Below are 18,940 nucleotides of genomic sequence, written 5' to 3'. Positions count from 1 at the left end.
ACGTCACCAGCCTTCGGTGAGCTGCTCGGCCAGGGCACGTCCCTGGTCGTGCCCGGCGCGGGCGGCGAGCGGACGCCTGGACGGATCCATCATGTTCTCGCCGAAGGCGTCGAGGGCGTTGCTGTCCGGGAGGACCGTCTCGACCCTGCTGCCGCCGGCGCGCAGTTCGTCGACCTGCGCGGCCAGGTAGGTCCCCCACTCCCGCGGGTGCCGCGATCTGCCGCCCAGGGGTGACAGCACCAGCACCCGCCGGTACCCGGCCGCCAGGTCGGCGTTGTCCACGGACCGGTAGCCGCCGTCGATGTACCAGCGGTCGCCGATGAGGTAGGCGGGGCCGCCGGCGGTGCTCGCGGCGACGGCGTCCACCAGCTCGACCCCGCTGTCGCGGTCGAGCACGAGCGGTTCGCCGGTGTGCGCATCGACCACGGTGATGTGCACCGCCCGCTCCGGCCAGCGCGGGTCGGGCAGCCGCGCGGCGACGGTCTCGCGCCACCGTGCCGAGCCGCCGTTGGACGCCGCGGCCAGCTCGATCGCCGCCGCGCCCATCCTGCGGCGCATGTCCGCAGCGTCCTCGGCGGCTTCGATGATCCGGTTGGTCCGCTCCAGGTGGTCGGTCAGCGACCCGATGGGACCAGGTGCACCGCCGGGCCGCCGCGGGGGCGGCGCGGCAAGGGTGGCGGCGTACAGGTCGGTCACGGGCGCGCTGGTGATCTGGGCGGCGGTCGTCGCTCCGGCAGACGTCCCGATGACCAGGTCGGCCCCGGTCACGTCCAGCCCGGCCTCGAACAGGCCGGCGAGGACGCCGATCGACCACGCGTTGCCGGAGGAGCCGCCGCCACCGAGGACCAGAGCCCGTTCGCGGGCCGTCGTCGAGGAGACGTGCGGAGATGAGGAAGGTGTTGCGTTCATGGGAGTCGCCAATCGCTCGGTGCCTGGCGGGCGCTCCCGGTGGCGACTACGTCAGCCGCGCGATCGTGGACTGCGAGGGAGCACCCTTGCGGACGCTGCGTTCACGGGGCTCACCTCCTGCCGACGGATCACGATCGCCGGAACCATCGCACGTCTGCGTTGCAGGGCGCAACGAGATATCCGGGTGCCGCGCCGTTCAGCGGTAGGGCCGGACGGCGAGCAGCGCGACGTCGTCCTCGGGCGGTGTGGACATGACCCTGTCGAGCAGGCCGTCGCACAGCTCCTCGAGGGTGAGCGTCCCCGGCCCCGCACCGCCGTCCGCGACGAGCTCGGTGAGCGTGCGGTGCAGCAGGGCGATGCCGTCGTCGACCGACTGGGCCGGCGTCTCGACGAGCCCATCGGTGTACAGCAGCAGCACGGCGCCGGGCTGCAGCAGGGTCTCCGACTCGGTGCGCACGACGTCGGGTACCGCACCGAGGAGCAGCTCCGGGACGGTGTCCAGCAGCGCGACCCGGCCGTCGGGCTGGACGAGCAGCGGCGGCGGATGGCCGGCATTGGCCCAGCGCACCCGCCACCCGTCGGCGGTGGGCGCCTCGGGCGGACTGAGGTGGGCGACGACGGCGGTGGCCAGAGCGGCGACCTGCAGCTCGGCCATCGCGGTGTCGACGGCGTCGAGGAGCAGCCCGGGACCGGCCTGGGTCGCGACGGCGATGCCGCGCAGCAGGGTGCGCACCTGCCCCATCGCCGCGGCCGCGCTGATGTCGTGCCCGGCGACGTCCCCGATGACGAACGTGGAGCCGCCGTGCTGGACGAAGCAGTCGTACCAGTCGCCGCCGATCTCGGCGGCACGCGCGGCGGGCGTGTACCGGACGGCGATCTCGAGGCCGTCGATCGTCGGAGGCGCGGTGAGCATCGAGCGCTGCAGGGCCTCGGCCAGTGATCGCTGCGTGTCGTAGAGACGGGCGTTGTCCAGCACCAGCCCGGCACGGGCCGCCACGTCGGACGCCGTCGCGAGGTCCGCGGCCCCGAACTGTCCCCGGGCCGCGCCGTTGAACAGGCTCAACAGACCGACGGCACCGCTCCGGCCGACGAGGGGCAGCACCAGGACGTGCTCGGGGGCGAGGGCCTCCAGCAGCTCGTGCGCCTGCCCCGGCCGCAGCATCGCCCGGAGGGCGGTGGTCGCGTTCCCCGGTACCACCTCCGGACGTCCCGTCCTGATCGTCCGCTGCAGCAGGGCGTCGTCGGTGATGGCGTCCAACCGGGCCCGGGCGTAGCTCTCGGCGAGCACCTGCCGCGCCGGATCGCGGTGCCGGCTGGCCACCGGCCACTGCGCGCGGCGACGCCCCGACCGCGGCGCCTCGTCGATGAGGGTGACCACCGCCCAGTCGGCGAGAACGGGAACCACCAGGTCGCACAGCCTGGCCGCCGCCTGCTCCGGTTCCAGGGTGCTGACCAGCACTTCGGTCACCCGGCGCAGCAGCGCCTCGCGGTCCCACGGATCGGGCGGGCCGCCGTGCGGAGGGGTCGACCGCGACATGGGCACACCCCTCCTCGGACCACGGGCACACCCCAGTGCCGCGCGGCGAACGCTCGCGCGGCACACTGCGGATGGATCGGCACCGGAGCGGGCTGTTTCCGCGACGGCAGGACTGGGATCGTCGCTCGGACACCGCCCGCTGTCAACGATCGTTGCGCTTCTGTGCCGACTCTACAGCCGCAGGCCGAGCGACCGACGGGGACCCGCAGGGAGGGCTAGACGTGGAACCTCACGACCGACCCGACCACCAGGTACGGACGGGAGGAGAACCCGCGGGCGACGATCCCCCGCTGCGGGCGCTCGCCGAGCTGGTCGCCGTCGCCGAGCAGATGGCCGAGGTGACCGCGCTCATCCGGGAGCACGCCGCGCAGATCCGCGCCTGCCGCAGGGAAGATCTCCCCTACCGCGACATCGTCCTGCGCGAGAACCGCCCGCTGATCGTCGAGGTCCTGACCGACGCGACGGCCCGCTTCGAGGCGGCCGGCACGCGTTTCCGCCAGGCGAAGGCGGCCGCTCTCCGGGAGGAGGGCATGACCCTGGAGGAGATCGGGGCGCTGTTCGGCCTGACCCGCCAGCGCATCTCCCGGCTGCTGCAGGACGCCCGCGACGCCGCGCAGGAGACCTGAGCGCCCGGACCTAGCCGGCGCGGCGCTGCGCAGCGGGCGCGGTCGGGCCGCCGAGGAGCTCGGCGTAGGCGGCGGCGTAGAGCCGCAGCCCGTGCGCGGCGTCGGCGGCCTCGTGGCTCAGTGTGCCCTCCGCTGCGGGCAGCGCCTGGGTCGCGGCGACCGCGTCGGTCAGGTCGCTCAGCGTGGCCAGGTGCCGGTCGGCGGCGGCCAGCAGCTCCCGCGCGGCGGGGGTGGCCGCGTCGGGCAGCCGACTCAGTCCGGTCCGGATGCGGTCGGTCTCGGCCTGCAGGCGGGGCAGCACGGCCGGGACGTCGCCCAGGTACGCGCCGGTGCGCGTGGCGTCGGTGACGGCCCGGCGCAGCGCCCACTGCGCCCGGGTCAGGCGCACCACGCGCAGCGCGGCCGCCGGGTTGCGGACGGCGGAGGGCCGGTGGGCGGCGAGAAGCGGGGTACCGACGGCGATGGCCGTCCGTGCGGTGGCGACCAGCCGGCTGCGGCGGATCCGGCGCAGGGCCATCCACACCGTCGTGACGAGCACGGTGACGATCAGCAGGACGACGAGACCGACGACGGTCAGGAACTCCAGCATCGCGTGCTCCCGGAGGTGTGCGAGGACGGTGGATGCAGCGGTGGTCGCGCTATGGACGAGTACGTGCACGGGCCCGGCGGAGTTCCGGCGCCACACCAGCATCCTTACCGCATCTTCCCCATCTCGACGGTCGTCGCTATGCGTGACGATGGGTGCCGACAGTGGAATCGCATTCCCCCGGCTGAGAGACGCGGGACCTGGACCCTCGACCACGCGCCGCAGGTGGCCGAGCGGCGCAGACGCTACTGAACGGTGAGTTCCACGAGCACCACGGATTGCGGCTCGATCTCGACGTCCAGATCGACGGAGCCGGAATCGGATACGAGCGCATCACGGGTTGCCCGCAGTTCACCGCGCAGCGATCGCTGGCTGACCGACACGGTCCGCCCCTTCCACGGGAGATTCCTCAGCTCGACTCGAGCTGACTCGACACCTGCCGATGCCAGCCCGTCGCGCTGCGGTGGGAGGCGGTAGCCGAGCTCGATGTGCTGGGGGCCGATCGGGATGCGGAACCGGAACTCATCGCTGTCCCTCTCCACGAGCGCTGACTCGGGCGCGACGAAGTTCGCGATGAGGATGCGCGCGCGGTCGCCGTCGCGGCTGGCGAGACAGGCGAAGCCGGCCTCGTCCCCGCCGGTCACGGCGAGTCGCTGACCGGTCATGGCCTGCCCGATGAAGGAGAACGAAACGGCGCGCTCGTCGGGCGAGCCCTCCCGGTTGTAGATGCCCGCCGGGTCGACGAAGCCGTAGTGAGGGTCCCTGCCGCTGTCCGCCCGGAAGAAGAGGGCGTGGTCCACGGGCGTGTCCTGCAGGTAGATCGCGGCGGCGGCCTGGAACGCCGCCTTCTCCGGTGACGGGGCGTCGTTGCTGGGGATCGCCAGGTAGTTCCAGTAGGACAGCATCAGCTCGGTGTCATCGAAGCCGTAGCTGTCCAGCAGCGCGCGCATCTCCCCGGCGACGAACCGGAAGTCCAGAGGATCCCGCGTGGGGTCCACGAACCACAGGAACGAGAAGAAGTCCAGCGGCAGTCGTCGTTCCCGCACGAACGAGAGGAAGCCCTCGCGGTAGTCGGCGTCCGGGTTGAGCGGGAAGGCCAGCGACGGGCCCCCGACCACCAGGGTGTCGTCGACCCGCTTGACGGCCGCGCAGAAGGCCTCGTACATGGCGAAGAAGTCATCGGCCGGACCCTCGAAGTGCAGCGGTCCCAGGTCCGGCTGGTCGCCGAACTCGTACATCCGGATGGGCCTGGCCGGGCCATCGGCCCAGCCCCGGGCGTAGTGGCGCACGACGTGCTCGACGACCACGCCGTACTTGTCCACGTCCACCGCCGGAAGCTTGTTGGCGGGGATGGCGCTCGCGAAGGTGAACAGGACGTCGGCGCCGATGGAGTGCACCGCCTGGACCCACTGGTCGGTCGCCGCGAAGTTGTAGCTGGCCGGGTCGGTCGGATCGGCGTCCCAGTCGGGGAAGAGGCTCGCCGGGTTGTTCCTCGTGTCGAGCCGCGAGATCCAGTCGTAGGACCGCACCAGCGTCACGCCGGCCTCCCGCCACAACGGGGTCATGTCGGGAAAATCGGGGTGCTCGGGAAGGGGGCCGGGGATCCCACCCAGCCCCTTGTGCGACCTGAAGTCACGGGCGTCACCCGCGTCGATCTCCAGCACGCGCACGTGTGGCTCTGCTTGCAACTCCGGCATGATCGATCCTTTCGTCTCGCGCGTGATGTCGACATGCGTCCCGTTGGTGCGCCGCGGGCAGAGGGACGTGTTGGCCGCCGACTGGGGTCAGTAGGGCAGGGCCAGGAGTCGGTTGGAGTACTCGTTCGCGATCGGCTCCAGGTCGCGCAAGAACTGCAGTCGCCGTTGGAAGGCCTCGGGTGTGACCGAGTCGAATTCCTCGAGCATCGACTCGATCGACCGCTCGTGCACCGCTCTCGCGCGGGGAAGGCGTCGTGCCATGAACATCAGCTGGGCGTCGAGCAGGGAGTGGTCCTTGGCCAGTTCCTGGGCGAGGACGACGCCGTCCTCGATGGCCATGGCAGCGCCCGAGCCGAGATACGGCGGCATGGTGTGCGCTGCGTCGCCCCCGATCATCACCCGGCCGCGGAACCAGGGGTAGGGCACCCACACCGTCGAGTACGGCGTGTAGGCGACACTGGTCGACTGCAGGACCTGCACGATGGATTCGGCCATGAACTCCGAGTCCCCCATGAGCGCGCGGGCGCGGTCATACATGATCCGGGGCATCTCGGCCGGGTCGTAGCGCGGGCGGCCCTCCTCGGCGACGGTCAGCACCATGTACATCATGTCGCTCGACAGCGGAGAGAAGACGATCTTGCCCCCGTGGCCCTGGAGGAAGGTGGTGTCGGTCAGGCCGTCCGCGAGCGGCAGAGGACATCGCCACGCCACGCCTCCGGCCGGGGTGGGGTCGTACCGGGCGCCGAAGTACTCGTGGCGGATCTGTGAATTGATCCCGTCGAAACCGACGACGAGGTCGTATTCCGCACTGTCCCCGCTGCTGAAGGTGACCGCGACGTTCTCCGGCTTCTGCTCCAGGCTCGCCACGGTCGTTCCCATCCGGATGTCGCATCCCAGTTCCTGCGCCCGGGCGGTGGCGACGTCCAGGTAACCGATTCGCGACATGACGAGGATGCTCGGGACGTCACCGTCATCGGGGCCATAGCTCAGATCGCTCAGGTGCCGGCCGCGGTTGTCGTAATACGTCAACCCCGACGGCTTGGTCCCGAACGCCAGGCACTGCTCAAGGAGTCCGAGCTCGCGAACGGCGCGCATGCCGTTGAGCCGCAGGCCGAAACCGACTCCCGGCACGCTGTTGTCCGGCTTGATCTCGATGACATCGACCTGGGCTCCGATCTGCGTCAGCGCGATCGCAGCGCTCAGACCGCCGAGGCCCGCCCCGACCACCAGGATCTTCAGCTGCTTCCCCCTGCCGGGCTCGCGGCGCAGCTGGTCGAGATCGGTGTCAGGCATCAGAACCTCCGGGTGACTGTGGGTGGGAAAGCGTCGGTCGGTCAGTCGGTCAGGACGCGACCGAGCCGCAGGCAGCGAGGCCAGCCGCGAGGACGACGGCGCTGCCCACCGCAGCGCCCAGTCGGACGAGCCGGGTCGTTCGATATCGAGCCATCTGGTTCTCCTGTGGATCACGACCGGCCCGCCGAGGTCGCTCGGGCGCCGTCAGGGATGGCGGTGTGGGTCACGGATCAGCAGCCAGTGTGGAGGTTCACGGAATTAGATTCAACGTTTTGATTATGGTTCCCTGTGATGGGCGCCATCACTGCCGCTGATGCTCGTGGGCGGTGCTGCTCCCCCTTTCCAGGACCGGCGAGGCGTGACCCGAGACCTCCGGGTGCCGCGGCGTGGACCGGCTTTGCATTCGCCGTCCGTCGCAGGCACGGAGATGCCGCCCGGCCGCGGCGGCGCGGGGCGCGAGGTCGGCCTGGACGTCCGGGGGCACCGCGCAGGCGACCGCGTCACACGAGGCCAGCAGCTCGTCGAAAGCGCGGGCGACGACGTCGTCCTCGAGTCCCTCGGAAACCAGGGTGGGCACGGCGCCACGCAAGCCCGCGCCGATCATGCGCGCGGCACTGACGCGGACGCCGCCTGGACGTGTCGTTCAGCGAGCCGCGGCCCGCTGGCCGCGGGTGCTCCCGCCCGGTCGAGCGTCGGGCGACACAGGTTCAGCGCGTGGTCGAGCCCTCCAGGAAGGCCGTCACCATCTCTGCGAGATCGTCGAGGATCTTCTCCCACTCACCCTGGAGCGCCCCCTCCGGCGCGCTCCCGAGCCCTAGGTAGCGGGCCACGACGCTGTAGACGACGTCGAAGCTCCAGGCCACGGCCCGGTCCGGATCGGCGCGTCGGATCTCGTCGCGGTGGGTGAGCAACGCCGAGCAGAAGCCCTCGACGAGGCCGTCGTAGCTCTGGCGTCCAGCCGCGAAGACCTGCGGGTCCTGGCTGCCGACCACCATCAGTGGCGCCAGGACCGCGGCGTTGCGGCGCAGGTGCTCCGCCGTCGTCACGATGATGCGTCGGACGAGCCGGGGCAGGTCCTCATCGGCCGGCGCAGCCGTGCCGAAGGTCTCCTCCTGCTCGTTGCGGATGCGGGCCATCTCGCGGGCGTGCGCCGAGCGGATCAGGTCGTCCTTGCTGTCGACCCGCCCGTACATCGACCCGATGGACACCCCGGCACGCTCGGCGACCTCGGCGAGGGTGAATGCGCCCGATCGTCGTTCCACCATCAGCGCCACGGCTGCGTCGAGCGCCTTCTCGAAGGACTGGCGGCTGCGCTCCTGCTTGGGTTCACGGACGAACGGCTGGACATCGGCCACGCCATGAAGGTACGAGGCTCCGGCCTGGAACGCGGCGACGACGGGAAGCCATCGCCCGACCGGACGACAGGCCTTTGCTGGCGCTGCAGAGCGCCCTGCGGCCGTCGCACGTCGAGGGCTGGGTCGTCGAACTCCGGGACCGGGAGGTTCCGCCCGCGCCTGGAAGCGCTGCTCAGCGAGCAGGTGAGGGTGGCCTCATGGTGGTCAAGAAGGTGGCACACCACCCCAGAGCGCGGTCAGGGGCCGTTCCGGATCTCTCCGGACGCCTACGTGCACCGGGCCCGGCCGACAAGCGTGGCCTCCATCCCGCCTACATGAAGCTGGGGCGATCGCCGGCGACTCCGGGCTTGTTCACGCCGAGGTTGGCCCGAACGCGGGTGTCGGGGGCGCCGACCAGTTCGCCTACGAGGGCGGCGACGCTCTTGCGGGACACCTCGGTGCCCTTGAACGGCTCGGTGCGACCGGTTACTTCGTAGTCGATCTCGTCGTCGTCGGTGAGCCATGCGGGGCGAAGGATCGTGTAGTCAAGCGACGACGCCTCGATGATGTCGGCGGCGGCACGGTAGGGCTTCAACATGGAGCCGATCTGCTGTCGGTTCCACTCACCGAAGGCGCCGGGGACTTCGTCGTAGATGCCGAGCGCGGTGATGAAGATGAGGCGTTGGACGCCTTCGGCCTCCATGGTCTCGACGATGCGGCGCGCCTGGGTGTCGAGGTCGCCTGCGAGGTTCGCGTAGACGATGTCCTGTCCGCGGACGGTCGCCGCGAGCAGGTCGCTGTCGAGCACATCGCCCTCCACGACCCGCGCGTCCTGCGGCGCGTGCTCCAACCGGCCGGCATCGCGGACCAGCAATGTGAGTTCGACGTCCTGCTGGGCGAGCATCTCGATGACCCTCCGTGCGATGCGGCCGCCGGCGCCCAGCACGAGCACCTTCGTCATCCGTGGGCCTCTCACGCGAGGTGCTTGTCGAACCAGTCGATGGGCAGTTCGGGGTGGGTGCCGAAGAAGTTGTAGCCCTCGAACCGCTTGTCGGTGCCCTCGATCCAGTACAGGTGCTTGTCCTCGACCGGGATGGCGTCGTAGATGTCCTGCACGTCCTGCGGGCGGGTCATGGTGTCATCGCGCACCTGGGCCACCAATGTGGGGACGGTCACGGCCGCGACGTGCAGAAGCGGTGACTGCTCCTCGAGGTGGAACCCTGTGCGTTCGTGGACGGCCTTGTCGAACTTCTCGTAGCCGTCCTCCATGCCGACGCCCTTGACGAACTCCTCGACGATGTAGCGACCCGACACCGGCTGCAGCATCACCATGGCCTGGATCTCGGAGAACTCCTCGGGATGCTTGTCCCAGGCAACCGCGGTGGAGTCGGCTCCTAGACACACCGAAAGCAGGACCTTCTTCATGCCCTTGGTGTCGGGACGAAAGGCGGCATAGCGCAGGGACCCGATGACGTCGCGGTACTCAGTCAGGCCGATCCCGGCGATGCCGCCGTTGCCCTGACCGCTCATGCCGTGATTGCGGAGGTCGTAGGCCAGCACGTTGTAGCCCGCGTCGTGCAGCGCCTTGTACTCGGGCAAGAAGCTCACTTCGAATCCGCCGAGACCGCCGAACTCGGGCAGATGCCCGGGGTAGCCGTACCGGTTGCCGGGCAGGAAGTGGTTGTGGATCACCAGCCGATCAGACCCCACGGCCGGGATGAACCATCCCTCGAGCGGGACGCCGTCCATCGACGGGAAGGTCACGTCCTCGTAGGCCAGTCCGACCTCGTCGGGACGGCGTAGCACCGGCGCGCGACGCCCTCCAGTAGTGCCGGTAGTCCACAGGGCGACGAAGCTGTCGAACGCCGCCTGCGCCTTGTCCTGGGTCTGGTCCTGGGTCTGGGTCATGACTGCTCTCCTCCGAGGGGAGTTCGCGTGTCGACTCTCGTCCTGCACCGCTGGTGCCCGCCGGGAAAGCTGGCGTTTCCTTGCGAGCACCCTTCGCGGACGTTGGCGACGTTGCCATCCCGGATGACCCGACTGAAGGGTCAAGCCTGTCCAGGGACAAACCTGTCCCACTGTCCCGATGTCGGCTCGGTTGAAAGGATCGGACAGATGAGCAGCAGCGGAGGCTCCGAAGACGCCGGCCGCGGCAGCGAGATCGGTCATTTCCTGAAGGCTCGCCGCACCGAGCTGCGCCCCGAACAGCTCGGATTCCCGGCCTCATCCGACCCACGGCGGCGCACGCCTGGACTGCGACGCGAGGAGGTCGCAGCGCTGGCCCGCATCAGCGCCGACTACTACGCCCGGATCGAGCAAGGTCGCCGCACCGCCCCGCTGTCCACTCTCGATGCCATCGCCCGCGTGCTGCGCCTTGACGACGCCAGCCGCGACTATCTCTGCGAGCTCTCGGGCAAGGCCGCGTCCCAACCACGGCAGCGCCGCGCTCAGAAGGCGGCACCCCACCTGGTCCGGGTACTCCACACCCTCACCGACATCCCGGCACTGGTTCTGGGACGCCGGATGGATGTTCTCGCGTGGAATAGCGTGGCCGCGGCACTGTTCGTCGACTTCGCCTCGGTCCCCGAGCGGCAGCGCAACTACGTGCGCATCGTGTTCACCCACCCCGCCATGCGGACCCTCTACCGGGCCTGGGCCTCGTCCGCCCAGCTCTGCGTGGCGCAACTCCACATGGAAGCCGCCCGCGACCCCCAAGACCCCCAGCTCGCCGCACTCGTCGGCGAGCTGTCCCTTCTCGATGCCGACTTCCGCCGGTGGTGGAGCGCCCACCGCGTGGCTGTGCGCAGCCACGGAACCAAGGAGCTCGACCACCCTGCCGTCGGGGAACTCACTTTGGACTGGGACACCCTCGCCTGGGCCGAGGACCCGGACCAACAACTCATTATCTGGACAGCCGAACCGGGCTCGGTCTCCGAGGAGCGGCTCCGCACCCTCGCCGCCGGGGCGTCGCCTGCCACAGGCGACGGGTTCGAGCCATGACGTCGCCGCTCAGGCGGTACCGGTTGGCATCGATGCGCCCACGCGACCCGGACGAACCCGGTCGCACCGCCAGCCCACTCGAACTGTTCTTCGACCTCGTCTTCGTCGTCGCGGTCAGCATCGCCGCCGTACAGCTTCACCACGCGCTCACCGAAGCCCACGTGGTCGATGGACTGGTCGCCTACGGGATCGTGTTCTTCGGCATCTGGTGGGCCTGGATGAACTTCACCTGGTTCGCCACCTCGTTCGCCACCGACGACTGGCTCTACCGAATCCTGACCTTCGTGCAGATGGCCGGCGTCCTCGTGCTCGCCGCTGGCATCGAACCGGCCTTCGTCGACCGGGACTACGCCCTTCTCGTCTACGGCTATGTCGTCATGCGCGTCGCCATGGTCGCGCAGTGGCTGCGGGCCTCGCGCCACGCCGGCCGGAGCCGCCGGGCGACCCACGTCTATGCGGCCGGGATCGCTGCCGTCCAGGTGCTGTGGCTGCTCATGCTCACACTGCCCGACACGGCCCAGAACGTCGTCCTTGTTGTGCTCGTCGGGGCCGAACTCGCCGTTCCGGTCATCGCCGAGAAGACCGGGCAGACTCCCTGGCACCCACACCACATCACCGAGCGATACGGACTTTTCACCCTCATCCTCCTCGGCGAGAGCTTGCTCGCCTCGACCAACGCCATCATCGAGGCACTGCACGAAGACCAAGCCCTCGGACCACTGATCTCGATCTCGATCCTGACCCTGGTGGTCACGGCCGCTCTCTGGTGGATCTACTTCTGGCCACCGCACCACACCGCCATCAGCACGTTCGGCAACTCCCTGCGGTACGGCTACGTGCACTACTTCGTCTTCGCCTCCGCCGGCGCTCTCTCGGCCGGGATCGAAGTGGAGATCGACGCCATCACCAACGAAAGTGAACTCAGCGACATCGCTGCCTCCTTCACTGTCGCAATTCCGATCTCGGTGTTCGTGATCGGCATCTGGTGGATCGCCATGCGTCCCCACGCCGACAGGGTCGTCAACACCGCCATCCCACTCGGTGCTGCCTTGGTCCTCCTCGACCCTCTGTTGGCGCTCCCATTCGCCCTGACTGCAGTCGTCATGACAGCGGTCGTAGTCGTCCTCGTGGCACATCCACCGATCGAGAACTCCACGGCAATGAACCGAAGCCACACGCCCGCCAGATGACCCCCGGACGGTCCGAAACGAGAAGCCGAAGGGGTCGTACTCCCCGGCCTCGGCGCCCTTTGACCCTCAGCCATCGGCGGAGGCTTCTCCGGTTCGCCGAGGTTCGTTGCTCCCCGCAAGGCGACGTGCCGGACCACGGCGGACTGTGAAGGAGCAACGGAATGGTGGTCGACGCGGTGGTCACTGGCCGCCGCGTATCCCCCGGCCCCCGCACACAGCCAGGCCGTCACGATCGCGGTCAGGACGGTTCACCGCCGTGGCGCCAAGGCTGATGACTTGGCTGTATGGCCTACCGTGAGCTCCAGCGTCCGTCCGCGCATGCTCTGGACTGCAACCAAGTACTTGTAACCAGTTCCGCGGCGCCAAGCCCGCTGAGCCCTGCTCGCAGACCGAACCGGGCGGCGTCTCCAAGCGCAGCCGATGAGGCAGTTGTCCAATGCGGTGATTGCTTATGTGTGCCGATCCGTGAGCCTGCCCCTCGGTTGGTCTGGCCTGCGCGCCGCGTGCCCCGTGGCGGGTGCACCTGACAACGATGGCTCAAACACGAGAAGGTCGGGGTCGTGACCATCACCGTGTCTCGCGGCCACTCCACGACCGCGATCGAGCGCAAGACCTTCGTGGCGCTGATCGAGAACTCTTGGCAGCGAGAAGCGAAGGAATACCTGAAGGCGCTCGAGGCATCGCGCATCTCGTTCACCAAGCTGGTGAGTCTCGGGCGGAGCGCGGAGATTCCGTACACGTTATTCTTCGCCCCGATCGACGTCGTGGAGGCGCAGCTCAAGCGGAAGCAAGAAGTGCTGCTACGTGGGGTCAGCAAGGGCACCTTCTCGCTCAACTCTCGCGGCACGGTGCATCTCGCCGACATCGAGCTCATCGTGAAGGACATGTTGCGCAAGCAGGAGCTCCTGAAAGGGCTCGATCCGGACCTACCTGACAACGCCTTCGTTGGCGCCCTGCGACGGTCTCAGCGGACCGTGAAGGGTGACGCCGACTGGCTGGTCACTCAGCTCGGCGTAGATCGGTCTTACCTGCTGCGCGTGAAGACGAAAGAACGCGCCTTTGAGCATTTTCTCGACTGCCTAGAAGAGCGCAACATCTTCGTGTCCCAGAGCATGAGAAACTACATGCCTCAACCCATACCCAAGCGGGCGCGGTTCAGCGGCATCTGCATCCGGGACAAGAAGGTGCCGTTCCTCTTCGTCAACAACGGTGACCACCGCGACAATCTGGAGCCCGCAGGCCGGCGACTCCTCACGCTAGCGTTGCTCACTGTCTGCCTTGCTCGGGGCAAGTTCAAGCCCGTCGCCTACTCGGACCAGTCCGACGATCCGATCGACAACCGGGAGTACGAGATCGCCGAGGAGATGCTGATGCCGGCAGCTTCGGTCGCCGGTCTTTGGGTCTCCTCCCTGGACGACGTCAAGGCGCACGCGAACACCTACTGCGTGACACCCAGCGCGTTTTTGATGCGAGCAAGACGGCTCGGACTCCTCGACGCTGCCACGGCCCGCGACTACATGACCATACTTCGCGAGGAGTTTCGGAACCGCCCGAAGGCGCAGGCCCGACAGCCGAAGCCAGTGAACGCGCTGCGCAAGTACAACAGCGCGGAGTACTCCCGATCATTGTTGAAACAGATGGACGCCAACCGGCTGCCTGCCTCGGAGATCACCAGGGTGTTGTTCCAGAACCGAAGGTCCGTTTCCCTCAACGAGTACAGGGCCACGCTGTAATGATCGATCGTTACCTCGTGGACAACGTGACCCTATCACGGATGACGCCTAATCAAAGGGCGTCGGCGTTCATGCATGATCGGTGCCGCATCCCGGAAGAGATTATCTACGAGGCCCGGGGACTACCCGACGTTGAGATGCTCAAGTCGCTCATTTACCCGATCACAACTACCGTCCTCGAGAACGTAAGGATCGTACTTGCGACGATTAAAGCAGGAGACAAGGTAGTCGACCTGTATCGCAACGAGGGCAACGGCGACGTCATGCTGCTGGCGACCGCCCTAACCGAGATGGCGGTCAGTGAGGGACAGCTGATCGGGGACCGCTGGATCATCGCCACCGCAGACAAGGGGCTCACCACAAAAGCCGTTGAGCTGGGCGTGCTCACTTGCACTTCGGACCAGTTCATCGCGCTCGTTTGACAGTTGGGAAGACGCGGGGGGTGAGGAAGCCCCGAGCGACCTCTCGACCCGCTCCTGACGCATAACTGTGCGAGCGCCCCTGAGTGGGCCGCTCTGGGCGATACGCCTGCGTCCTCCGGCCCTCGGGCGGGCCTAGGAGAAGGACGACACCCGATCGGATGACGACCACCTGCCCCTCTTCGGGAGGGGCTCGGCGGTTTTGTCTCCAGGATCAGTTCCCTAGCGACAGTTCGAATTTCCAGCCCGCCGCCTGGAGGTCGGCGCGGCTTTCCGTGACCGCCCCGCGCCGGCCAACCTCGGCCGAGTAGAAGGCTTCGTTCGTCGGCACACCAGAGAGCGTCGTTACCCACAGGCAACCGCTGGCGCGACCCCCAGTGAACTGGGGACTTCCGACGCCGAGCGAGCCAGCGCCAAGGATCTCGCCGGATCCGTTCTTGATCGTGACTGGGGTGCCGGGCCCGATGTCGCCGAACCCTCCCTCGCCGACACAGCTGGAGGCGGCGGTTTCGGCGTCGTTCAGGACGAAGTTCACGGTGACGCTGTGCGCGTCGGGGTCGGCGGCCTGTGCGGCTGTGGTCGCGGAGGCGCCCGTGTCATCGTCCGCGGAGACATCTCGGGCGCCCGGTGTCGGGAGGAAGACCACCAGCAGCAAGGCGACGGCGAGGGCTGCCGCGACGGTCCACGGGATGACGACGGCGAGGTTTCGACGCAACCACGATGGGCCGGATGGTGGCTGGGATGGTGGCTGGGATGGTGCCTGGGGGCCCGGCTGGATCGGGGGTGGCACGGGTGGCAGTTGGTATGAGCCGCTCATAGACACCCCGTTCACCTGCGGTTGGTGGTCGGGAAGGTACCGGATTCGCGGCGGTAGCGGCTCGGGCGAACTTGTCATCTCCCGCCCGGACCGTGGCTTCCGCGTGCGTGGCCCCGGCGCCTCTGTAGTTGTCCGGCCTGGGGTTCTTCGGGGGCTGGACGAGAGGCCAACCCTATGCGCGGCAACGGTTGGATATCGCTGCGCGACGAGTGGTGTCCGGACGGTTCGGATCCGTTACGGTTCGCCGGCACTGCACAGCCGACTACGGGGAGATTCACAGATGGACGGCGACGTTCAGCAGCAAGCACCGACCGGCGAACCTCAGCCAACCGTCGCGGCCGACACTGTTGGAGCGGCCGACCAGCCGTTGTCCCCGGCGAGCGCGCCGACCCGCCAACGCCCCCCGTGGCTGCTGCCGGCAGCGATCAGCGCCGTTGCGCTGCTCGTCGGCCTCGGCGCCGGTGTTGGCGTCGGCTTCGCCGCGAGCGATCCGACGACGTCGGACGAATACCACGATGTAGCCGCGCAGCTGTCCGCCGCGCAAGACGCCAACCGCGTCGCCGTCGGCCGCGCGACCACCGCCGAAGCGGCAGCAGCTAGCGCCGCCCAAGCGGCGGCCAGCCAGAAGGCCGAACTGAATCAGCGCGAAGCCGCCGTCGCAGCGCGTGAATCCGCCGTGTCCGCGGTGGAACAGCAGGTCGCCGCCCGCTCGGTAGGTGAAGGGATCTGGACGGTCGGCGTCGACATCGAACCGGGGACCTACCGGACCTCAGAGCCAGTAGGTAGCGACTGCTACTGGTCAATTACTCGGAGCGGGACCAACGGCGACGACATCATCCAGAACGACATCCCGGGAGGCGGCATCCCCACCGTCACCTTGAAGGAAGGACAGGACTTCACGAACCGCCGCTGCGGGACATTCGTCAAGCAATAGACCAAGGGGTGCGCGTCGGCTGGGCTCGGAGCGCCTCCGAGCCCAGCCCCATTCCGGGCCGGCAACTCTGGGCACCGACTCGCGCGAACGGAACGCACAAGTGACGACGCAATCCCGAGACATCAGCGCGGCGACGGCGTCGAAGTTGGGCCTACGGCCCCTACACGACGCAGGCCTGAAGGCCTCAAGATCATTTCCGTCACACGTCTTGCATCTTCGGGTTCCGTAATTCGTTGTGACGGGTTCCTGGAGGCTCATCCGCAGGGTCGGTGCATGGGGAAGAGCAGCCGACTCGACGGTTGGAGCCTCAAGCGGGAACGCGAAAGGCGGAAACACCGCGACGCCGAGCGATCCTCGGCTGCGGCGGCTCACTCCCCCGCAGCGTCCGCCCTTGACGGTTGTGCCCGTCGAGCCGCCGCAACCAGCTGTGGCTGGTGCGGTGGACCCGTCACGCCGGGACTTCGAGGACCTATCCCCAAGTGGTGCTCGACGACCTGTCGGCACCGCGCCTGGGAGCAGCAACGCGCCGCCGCCTCCGGCCACGCGGCCGTCCAGGTGGTCGAGAGGCACATGCCGGTGCAGACCGCTCTACAGCCGACACGGCGAGATTGGCCGAGACCGCTCAGCGAGCTCGGCGATCAACTGGACGACGGCCGCGTCTATGACCGAGACCTGCCTGGCCTCGCTCGGGTACTGGAGCCCGTCCTGCACGCCTACTGGCGGCGCGCACGCAGAACTGGAGCCCCTGACCTGACGTGAGCTCCCCGGCGGAGTTTCTCCGGTAGCCGGTCGCGCGATCGTGGCGCTGCAGGACGAGGCCCCCTGCAGCGCTCGCAGCGAACCGGAGAACGACAGCAGACAGCTCCCCCACTCTGTTCGGACGTCGGACTGCCGGGGAGTTGATGAGATGGGCGATTCGCAGCCGCTGCGCGACGTGTCAGCCGACGGCCCCCTGCTGCTGACCCCCGAGGAGGCGGCCCAACTCCTGCGGGTCGGCCGAACGACCATCTACGCGCTCATCAACGCCGGCGACCTCCGCCCGGTGCACATCGGGCGTAGCTGCCGACTCGCCCGCACCGAGCTGGAGCGCTACGTGAACCGCCTCCAGGTTCCCCCGCCAGCTCGCCGGCGGCGCCGGACTACCACAAGCCAGGCCGACCTGTTCGACGTCGTCCACAGCTCGGGCGACGGGCCGTGACCTGTGTGGATTCGCAGCCATCGAGATGGCCGCCGTCCTGACACTGGTTCTCACATGACAGGCGATGGAGGTGCTGGGCTGTGAGTTCAGGCAGAGCCCGCGCCTCCTCCTCATCGCGGCGGCGCGGCAACAGCGAAGGATCCACCCCGCGACGCCGAGCCGATGGGCGCTGGCAGATCAACCTCCGCGTGACCGACGATTCCGGCCGGGCCAGCCGGCTCACCGTCTACGGCGACACAGCCCAGGACGCCCGCGACAAGGCGGCCCAGATCCGCAGGCGGGTCGAGGACGGCCAGCCCGCACGCGACCGCAAGGAAGCGCTCGCCGCCTTCGCCCAGCTGTGGGTCGAGACCTCGCTCGAGGCGTCCGAGCGCAAGCGCAACACCAAGGTGCTGTACGCCGGCGTCGTCCGCGCCCACGTCCTGAACAGCTCCCTGGGGCGACTGCCACTCGACAAGGTCCGGCCCTCGCACGTCGAGGGCTGGGTGGTCGAGCTCCGGCGCAAAGGCCTGGCCGAGTCGACGATCCGGTCGGCCTACACGGTGCTGCGAGCCATCCTCGACACCGCCGTCCGCGACGGTGCGCTGGCGTCCAACCCGGCCGCGGCAGTCCGGCGGCCGCGGGTCACCGTCAAGGAGGCCCAGCACCTCACGCCCGTGCAGGTTGCCACGCTCCTGCAGGCGGCTCGCGGCACGCGTTACGCCCCGCTGTTCGCGCTGCTGGTGCACGCCGGCCTGCGGCGTGGCGAGGCGCTGGCCCTGCGATGGAGCAATGTCGACCTCGAGCGGCACACCCTGCGCGTCCGCGGCACGCTGTCGCGGATCGATGGCCAGCTGACGGTCACCGAGCCCAAGACGGCGAAGTCCAGGCGGTTCGTACCGATCAGCGCACCGGCCGAGCAGCTCCTGACCGCTGTCCGTGCCGCCCAGGACGTCGAGCGGCGTCGGGCTGGCTCGGCATGGCGCGAGACCGGCTTCGTGTTCACCACCGAGTTCGGCGAACCCTGCGATCCGCGCAACGCCTTCCGCGCGTTCCGGGTCGCCGCGACGAGAGCCGGCCTCCCCCATGCCGGGCTGCATACGCTCCGGCACTCGGCAGCCAGCGTGATGCTCTCCGGCGGCGTGCCGCTCAAGGTGGTCTCCGACATCCTCGGCCACTCGTCGATCGCCATCACCGGCGACATCTACGGCCCCCTCTCCCCCGACGTCGCCCGCCGGGCGATCGACGTCCTCGGCGACGCACTCGACCGATAGCCACGGTCACCTCCGTCCCCGGAGACGCAGAACCGAGGGGTTCCGCACGGGACCATCAGCGCTGCTCAGCGAGCAGGTAAGGGTGGCCTCATGGTGGTCAAAATGGTGGTCAAATCACCCCAGAAGGCGGTCAGGGGCCGTTCCGGATCTCTCCGGACACGGCCCCTGACCTGCGGTTTCCCGCTGTCGGGCTGACAGGATTTGAACCTGCGACCCCCTGACCCCCAGTCAGGTGCGCTACCAAGCTGCGCTACAGCCCGCGTGCCATCGCTGCGCGACGACCGCCCGAGCAGATTACCGCACCGGTCGGCCTCGACCTGCGGCCGGTCGGCCGCACCGACAGGGTGATCTCGGCTCGACATCCGTCGACCACCACGATCACGATGGACCTACTGAACTCGCCGCGGGAGGCAC

General features: G+C 68.8%; 18 protein-coding genes and 1 tRNA gene. 8 read left to right on the top strand and 11 right to left on the bottom strand.

Going from position 1 to position 18,940, the window contains the following annotated elements; translation table 11 throughout:
- Positions 1–3: 3 nt before the first annotated feature.
- Positions 4–909: a patatin-like phospholipase family protein gene (locus GGQ55_RS21870; RefSeq protein WP_179720381.1), complete on the bottom strand. Its 906-nt coding sequence runs from the start codon at positions 907–909 to the stop codon at positions 4–6.
- Between the two features lie 196 nt (positions 910–1,105).
- Positions 1,106–2,446 (bottom strand): PP2C family protein-serine/threonine phosphatase, encoded by a 1,341-nt coding sequence (locus GGQ55_RS21865; RefSeq protein ID WP_179720379.1) that lies wholly within the window; start codon positions 2,444–2,446, stop codon positions 1,106–1,108.
- A 221-nt stretch (positions 2,447–2,667) separates the two neighbouring features.
- Between GGQ55_RS21865 and GGQ55_RS28620 the strand changes: the two genes are divergently transcribed.
- Positions 2,668–3,072, top strand: coding sequence for a sigma factor-like helix-turn-helix DNA-binding protein (locus GGQ55_RS28620; protein ID WP_179720376.1), 405 nt, complete (start codon positions 2,668–2,670; stop codon positions 3,070–3,072).
- A 10-nt stretch (positions 3,073–3,082) separates the two neighbouring features.
- On the opposite strand, the gene GGQ55_RS21855 is transcribed toward GGQ55_RS28620, so the two are convergent.
- The 7 genes from GGQ55_RS21855 to GGQ55_RS21825 all read right to left on the bottom strand — a co-directional run bounded on the left by GGQ55_RS21855 (position 3,083) and on the right by GGQ55_RS21825 (position 9,890).
- Positions 3,083–3,661, bottom strand: a complete 579-nt coding sequence (locus GGQ55_RS21855) for a hypothetical protein (RefSeq protein WP_179720374.1) — start codon at positions 3,659–3,661, stop codon at positions 3,083–3,085.
- A 242-nt stretch (positions 3,662–3,903) separates the two neighbouring features.
- Positions 3,904–5,328 (bottom strand): GH39 family glycosyl hydrolase, encoded by a 1,425-nt coding sequence (locus GGQ55_RS21850; RefSeq protein ID WP_179720372.1) that lies wholly within the window; start codon positions 5,326–5,328, stop codon positions 3,904–3,906.
- Between the two features lie 114 nt (positions 5,329–5,442).
- Positions 5,443–6,648 (bottom strand): FAD-dependent monooxygenase, encoded by a 1,206-nt coding sequence (locus tag GGQ55_RS21845; protein ID WP_179720370.1) that lies wholly within the window; start codon positions 6,646–6,648, stop codon positions 5,443–5,445.
- A gap of 301 nt (positions 6,649–6,949) precedes the next feature.
- The gene (locus GGQ55_RS27330) at positions 6,950–7,225 is read right to left on the bottom strand and encodes a hypothetical protein (RefSeq protein WP_246323851.1); all 276 of its coding nucleotides are present in this window, start codon (positions 7,223–7,225) and stop codon (positions 6,950–6,952) included.
- A 130-nt stretch (positions 7,226–7,355) separates the two neighbouring features.
- Positions 7,356–8,003 carry a TetR/AcrR family transcriptional regulator gene (locus GGQ55_RS21835; protein WP_366489966.1) on the bottom strand — a complete coding sequence of 216 codons (648 nt, stop codon included), beginning with the start codon at positions 8,001–8,003 and terminating at the stop codon, positions 7,356–7,358.
- A 310-nt stretch (positions 8,004–8,313) separates the two neighbouring features.
- A complete protein-coding gene (locus GGQ55_RS21830; RefSeq protein ID WP_179720368.1) occupies positions 8,314–8,943 on the bottom strand; it encodes an SDR family oxidoreductase in 630 nt (209 codons plus the stop codon).
- An 11-nt stretch (positions 8,944–8,954) separates the two neighbouring features.
- Entirely contained in the window at positions 8,955–9,890 is a 936-nt protein-coding gene (locus tag GGQ55_RS21825; RefSeq protein ID WP_179720366.1) for an alpha/beta hydrolase family protein, read from the bottom strand.
- Between the two features lie 207 nt (positions 9,891–10,097).
- Between GGQ55_RS21825 and GGQ55_RS21820 the strand changes: the two genes are divergently transcribed.
- The 4 genes from GGQ55_RS21820 (at position 10,098) to GGQ55_RS21805 (ending at position 14,327) form a co-directional block, all read left to right on the top strand.
- On the top strand, positions 10,098–10,982 hold the full coding sequence (locus tag GGQ55_RS21820) for a helix-turn-helix domain-containing protein (RefSeq protein WP_179720364.1): 885 nt from the start codon (positions 10,098–10,100) through the stop codon (positions 10,980–10,982).
- The gene (locus GGQ55_RS21815; protein ID WP_218859379.1) at positions 10,979–12,172 is read left to right on the top strand and encodes a low temperature requirement protein A; all 1,194 of its coding nucleotides are present in this window, start codon (positions 10,979–10,981) and stop codon (positions 12,170–12,172) included. Before GGQ55_RS21820 ends, GGQ55_RS21815 begins: the two co-directional genes overlap by 4 nt.
- 560 nt (positions 12,173–12,732) lie before the next feature.
- Positions 12,733–13,905 carry a hypothetical protein gene (locus GGQ55_RS21810; RefSeq protein WP_179720362.1) on the top strand — a complete coding sequence of 391 codons (1,173 nt, stop codon included), beginning with the start codon at positions 12,733–12,735 and terminating at the stop codon, positions 13,903–13,905.
- Positions 13,906–13,922: 17 nt separating this feature from the next.
- Positions 13,923–14,327: a hypothetical protein gene (locus GGQ55_RS21805; RefSeq protein ID WP_179720360.1), complete on the top strand. Its 405-nt coding sequence runs from the start codon at positions 13,923–13,925 to the stop codon at positions 14,325–14,327.
- Between the two features lie 211 nt (positions 14,328–14,538).
- Here GGQ55_RS21805 and GGQ55_RS21800 read toward each other — a convergent pair whose 3' ends face one another.
- On the bottom strand, positions 14,539–15,039 hold the full coding sequence (locus tag GGQ55_RS21800) for a hypothetical protein (RefSeq protein ID WP_179720358.1): 501 nt from the start codon (positions 15,037–15,039) through the stop codon (positions 14,539–14,541).
- Positions 15,040–15,421: 382 nt separating this feature from the next.
- Between GGQ55_RS21800 and GGQ55_RS21795 the strand changes: the two genes are divergently transcribed.
- The 3 genes from GGQ55_RS21795 to GGQ55_RS28615 all read left to right on the top strand — a co-directional run bounded on the left by GGQ55_RS21795 (position 15,422) and on the right by GGQ55_RS28615 (position 18,526).
- Positions 15,422–16,075 (top strand): Rv1352/Rv1906c domain-containing protein, encoded by a 654-nt coding sequence (locus GGQ55_RS21795; protein ID WP_179720356.1) that lies wholly within the window; start codon positions 15,422–15,424, stop codon positions 16,073–16,075.
- Between the two features lie 907 nt (positions 16,076–16,982).
- A complete protein-coding gene (locus GGQ55_RS21790) occupies positions 16,983–17,273 on the top strand; it encodes a helix-turn-helix domain-containing protein (protein ID WP_179720354.1) in 291 nt (96 codons plus the stop codon).
- 188 nt (positions 17,274–17,461) lie between these two features.
- Positions 17,462–18,526 (top strand): tyrosine-type recombinase/integrase, encoded by a 1,065-nt coding sequence (locus tag GGQ55_RS28615; RefSeq protein WP_218859378.1) that lies wholly within the window; start codon positions 17,462–17,464, stop codon positions 18,524–18,526.
- A 186-nt stretch (positions 18,527–18,712) separates the two neighbouring features.
- On the opposite strand, the gene GGQ55_RS21780 is transcribed toward GGQ55_RS28615, so the two are convergent.
- A tRNA-Pro gene (locus GGQ55_RS21780) sits at positions 18,713–18,786 on the bottom strand.
- Positions 18,787–18,940: the final 154 nt, after the last annotated feature.

The sequence above is a fragment of the Petropleomorpha daqingensis genome (assembly GCF_013408985.1).
GTDB classification, from domain to species: domain Bacteria; phylum Actinomycetota; class Actinomycetes; order Mycobacteriales; family Geodermatophilaceae; genus Petropleomorpha; species Petropleomorpha daqingensis.
Note: the sequence above shows the minus strand (reverse complement) of the source record. Positions and strands in the feature narration are given on the sequence as shown.

Coding starts and splice junctions, on each gene's coding strand:
- GGQ55_RS21815 (WP_218859379.1), top strand. CDS start 10,979: ATGACGTCGCCGCTCAGGCGGTACCGGTTGGCATCGATGCGCCCACGC.
- GGQ55_RS21845 (WP_179720370.1), bottom strand. CDS start 6,648: ATGCCTGACACCGATCTCGACCAGCTGCGCCGCGAGCCCGGCAGGGGG.
- GGQ55_RS21825 (WP_179720366.1), bottom strand. CDS start 9,890: ATGACCCAGACCCAGGACCAGACCCAGGACAAGGCGCAGGCGGCGTTC.
- GGQ55_RS21795 (WP_179720356.1), top strand. CDS start 15,422: ATGGACGGCGACGTTCAGCAGCAAGCACCGACCGGCGAACCTCAGCCA.
- GGQ55_RS21830 (WP_179720368.1), bottom strand. CDS start 8,943: ATGACGAAGGTGCTCGTGCTGGGCGCCGGCGGCCGCATCGCACGGAGG.
- GGQ55_RS21855 (WP_179720374.1), bottom strand. CDS start 3,661: ATGCTGGAGTTCCTGACCGTCGTCGGTCTCGTCGTCCTGCTGATCGTC.
- GGQ55_RS21820 (WP_179720364.1), top strand. CDS start 10,098: ATGAGCAGCAGCGGAGGCTCCGAAGACGCCGGCCGCGGCAGCGAGATC.
- GGQ55_RS21790 (WP_179720354.1), top strand. CDS start 16,983: ATGGGCGATTCGCAGCCGCTGCGCGACGTGTCAGCCGACGGCCCCCTG.
- GGQ55_RS21870 (WP_179720381.1), bottom strand. CDS start 909: ATGAACGCAACACCTTCCTCATCTCCGCACGTCTCCTCGACGACGGCC.
- GGQ55_RS21865 (WP_179720379.1), bottom strand. CDS start 2,446: ATGTCGCGGTCGACCCCTCCGCACGGCGGCCCGCCCGATCCGTGGGAC.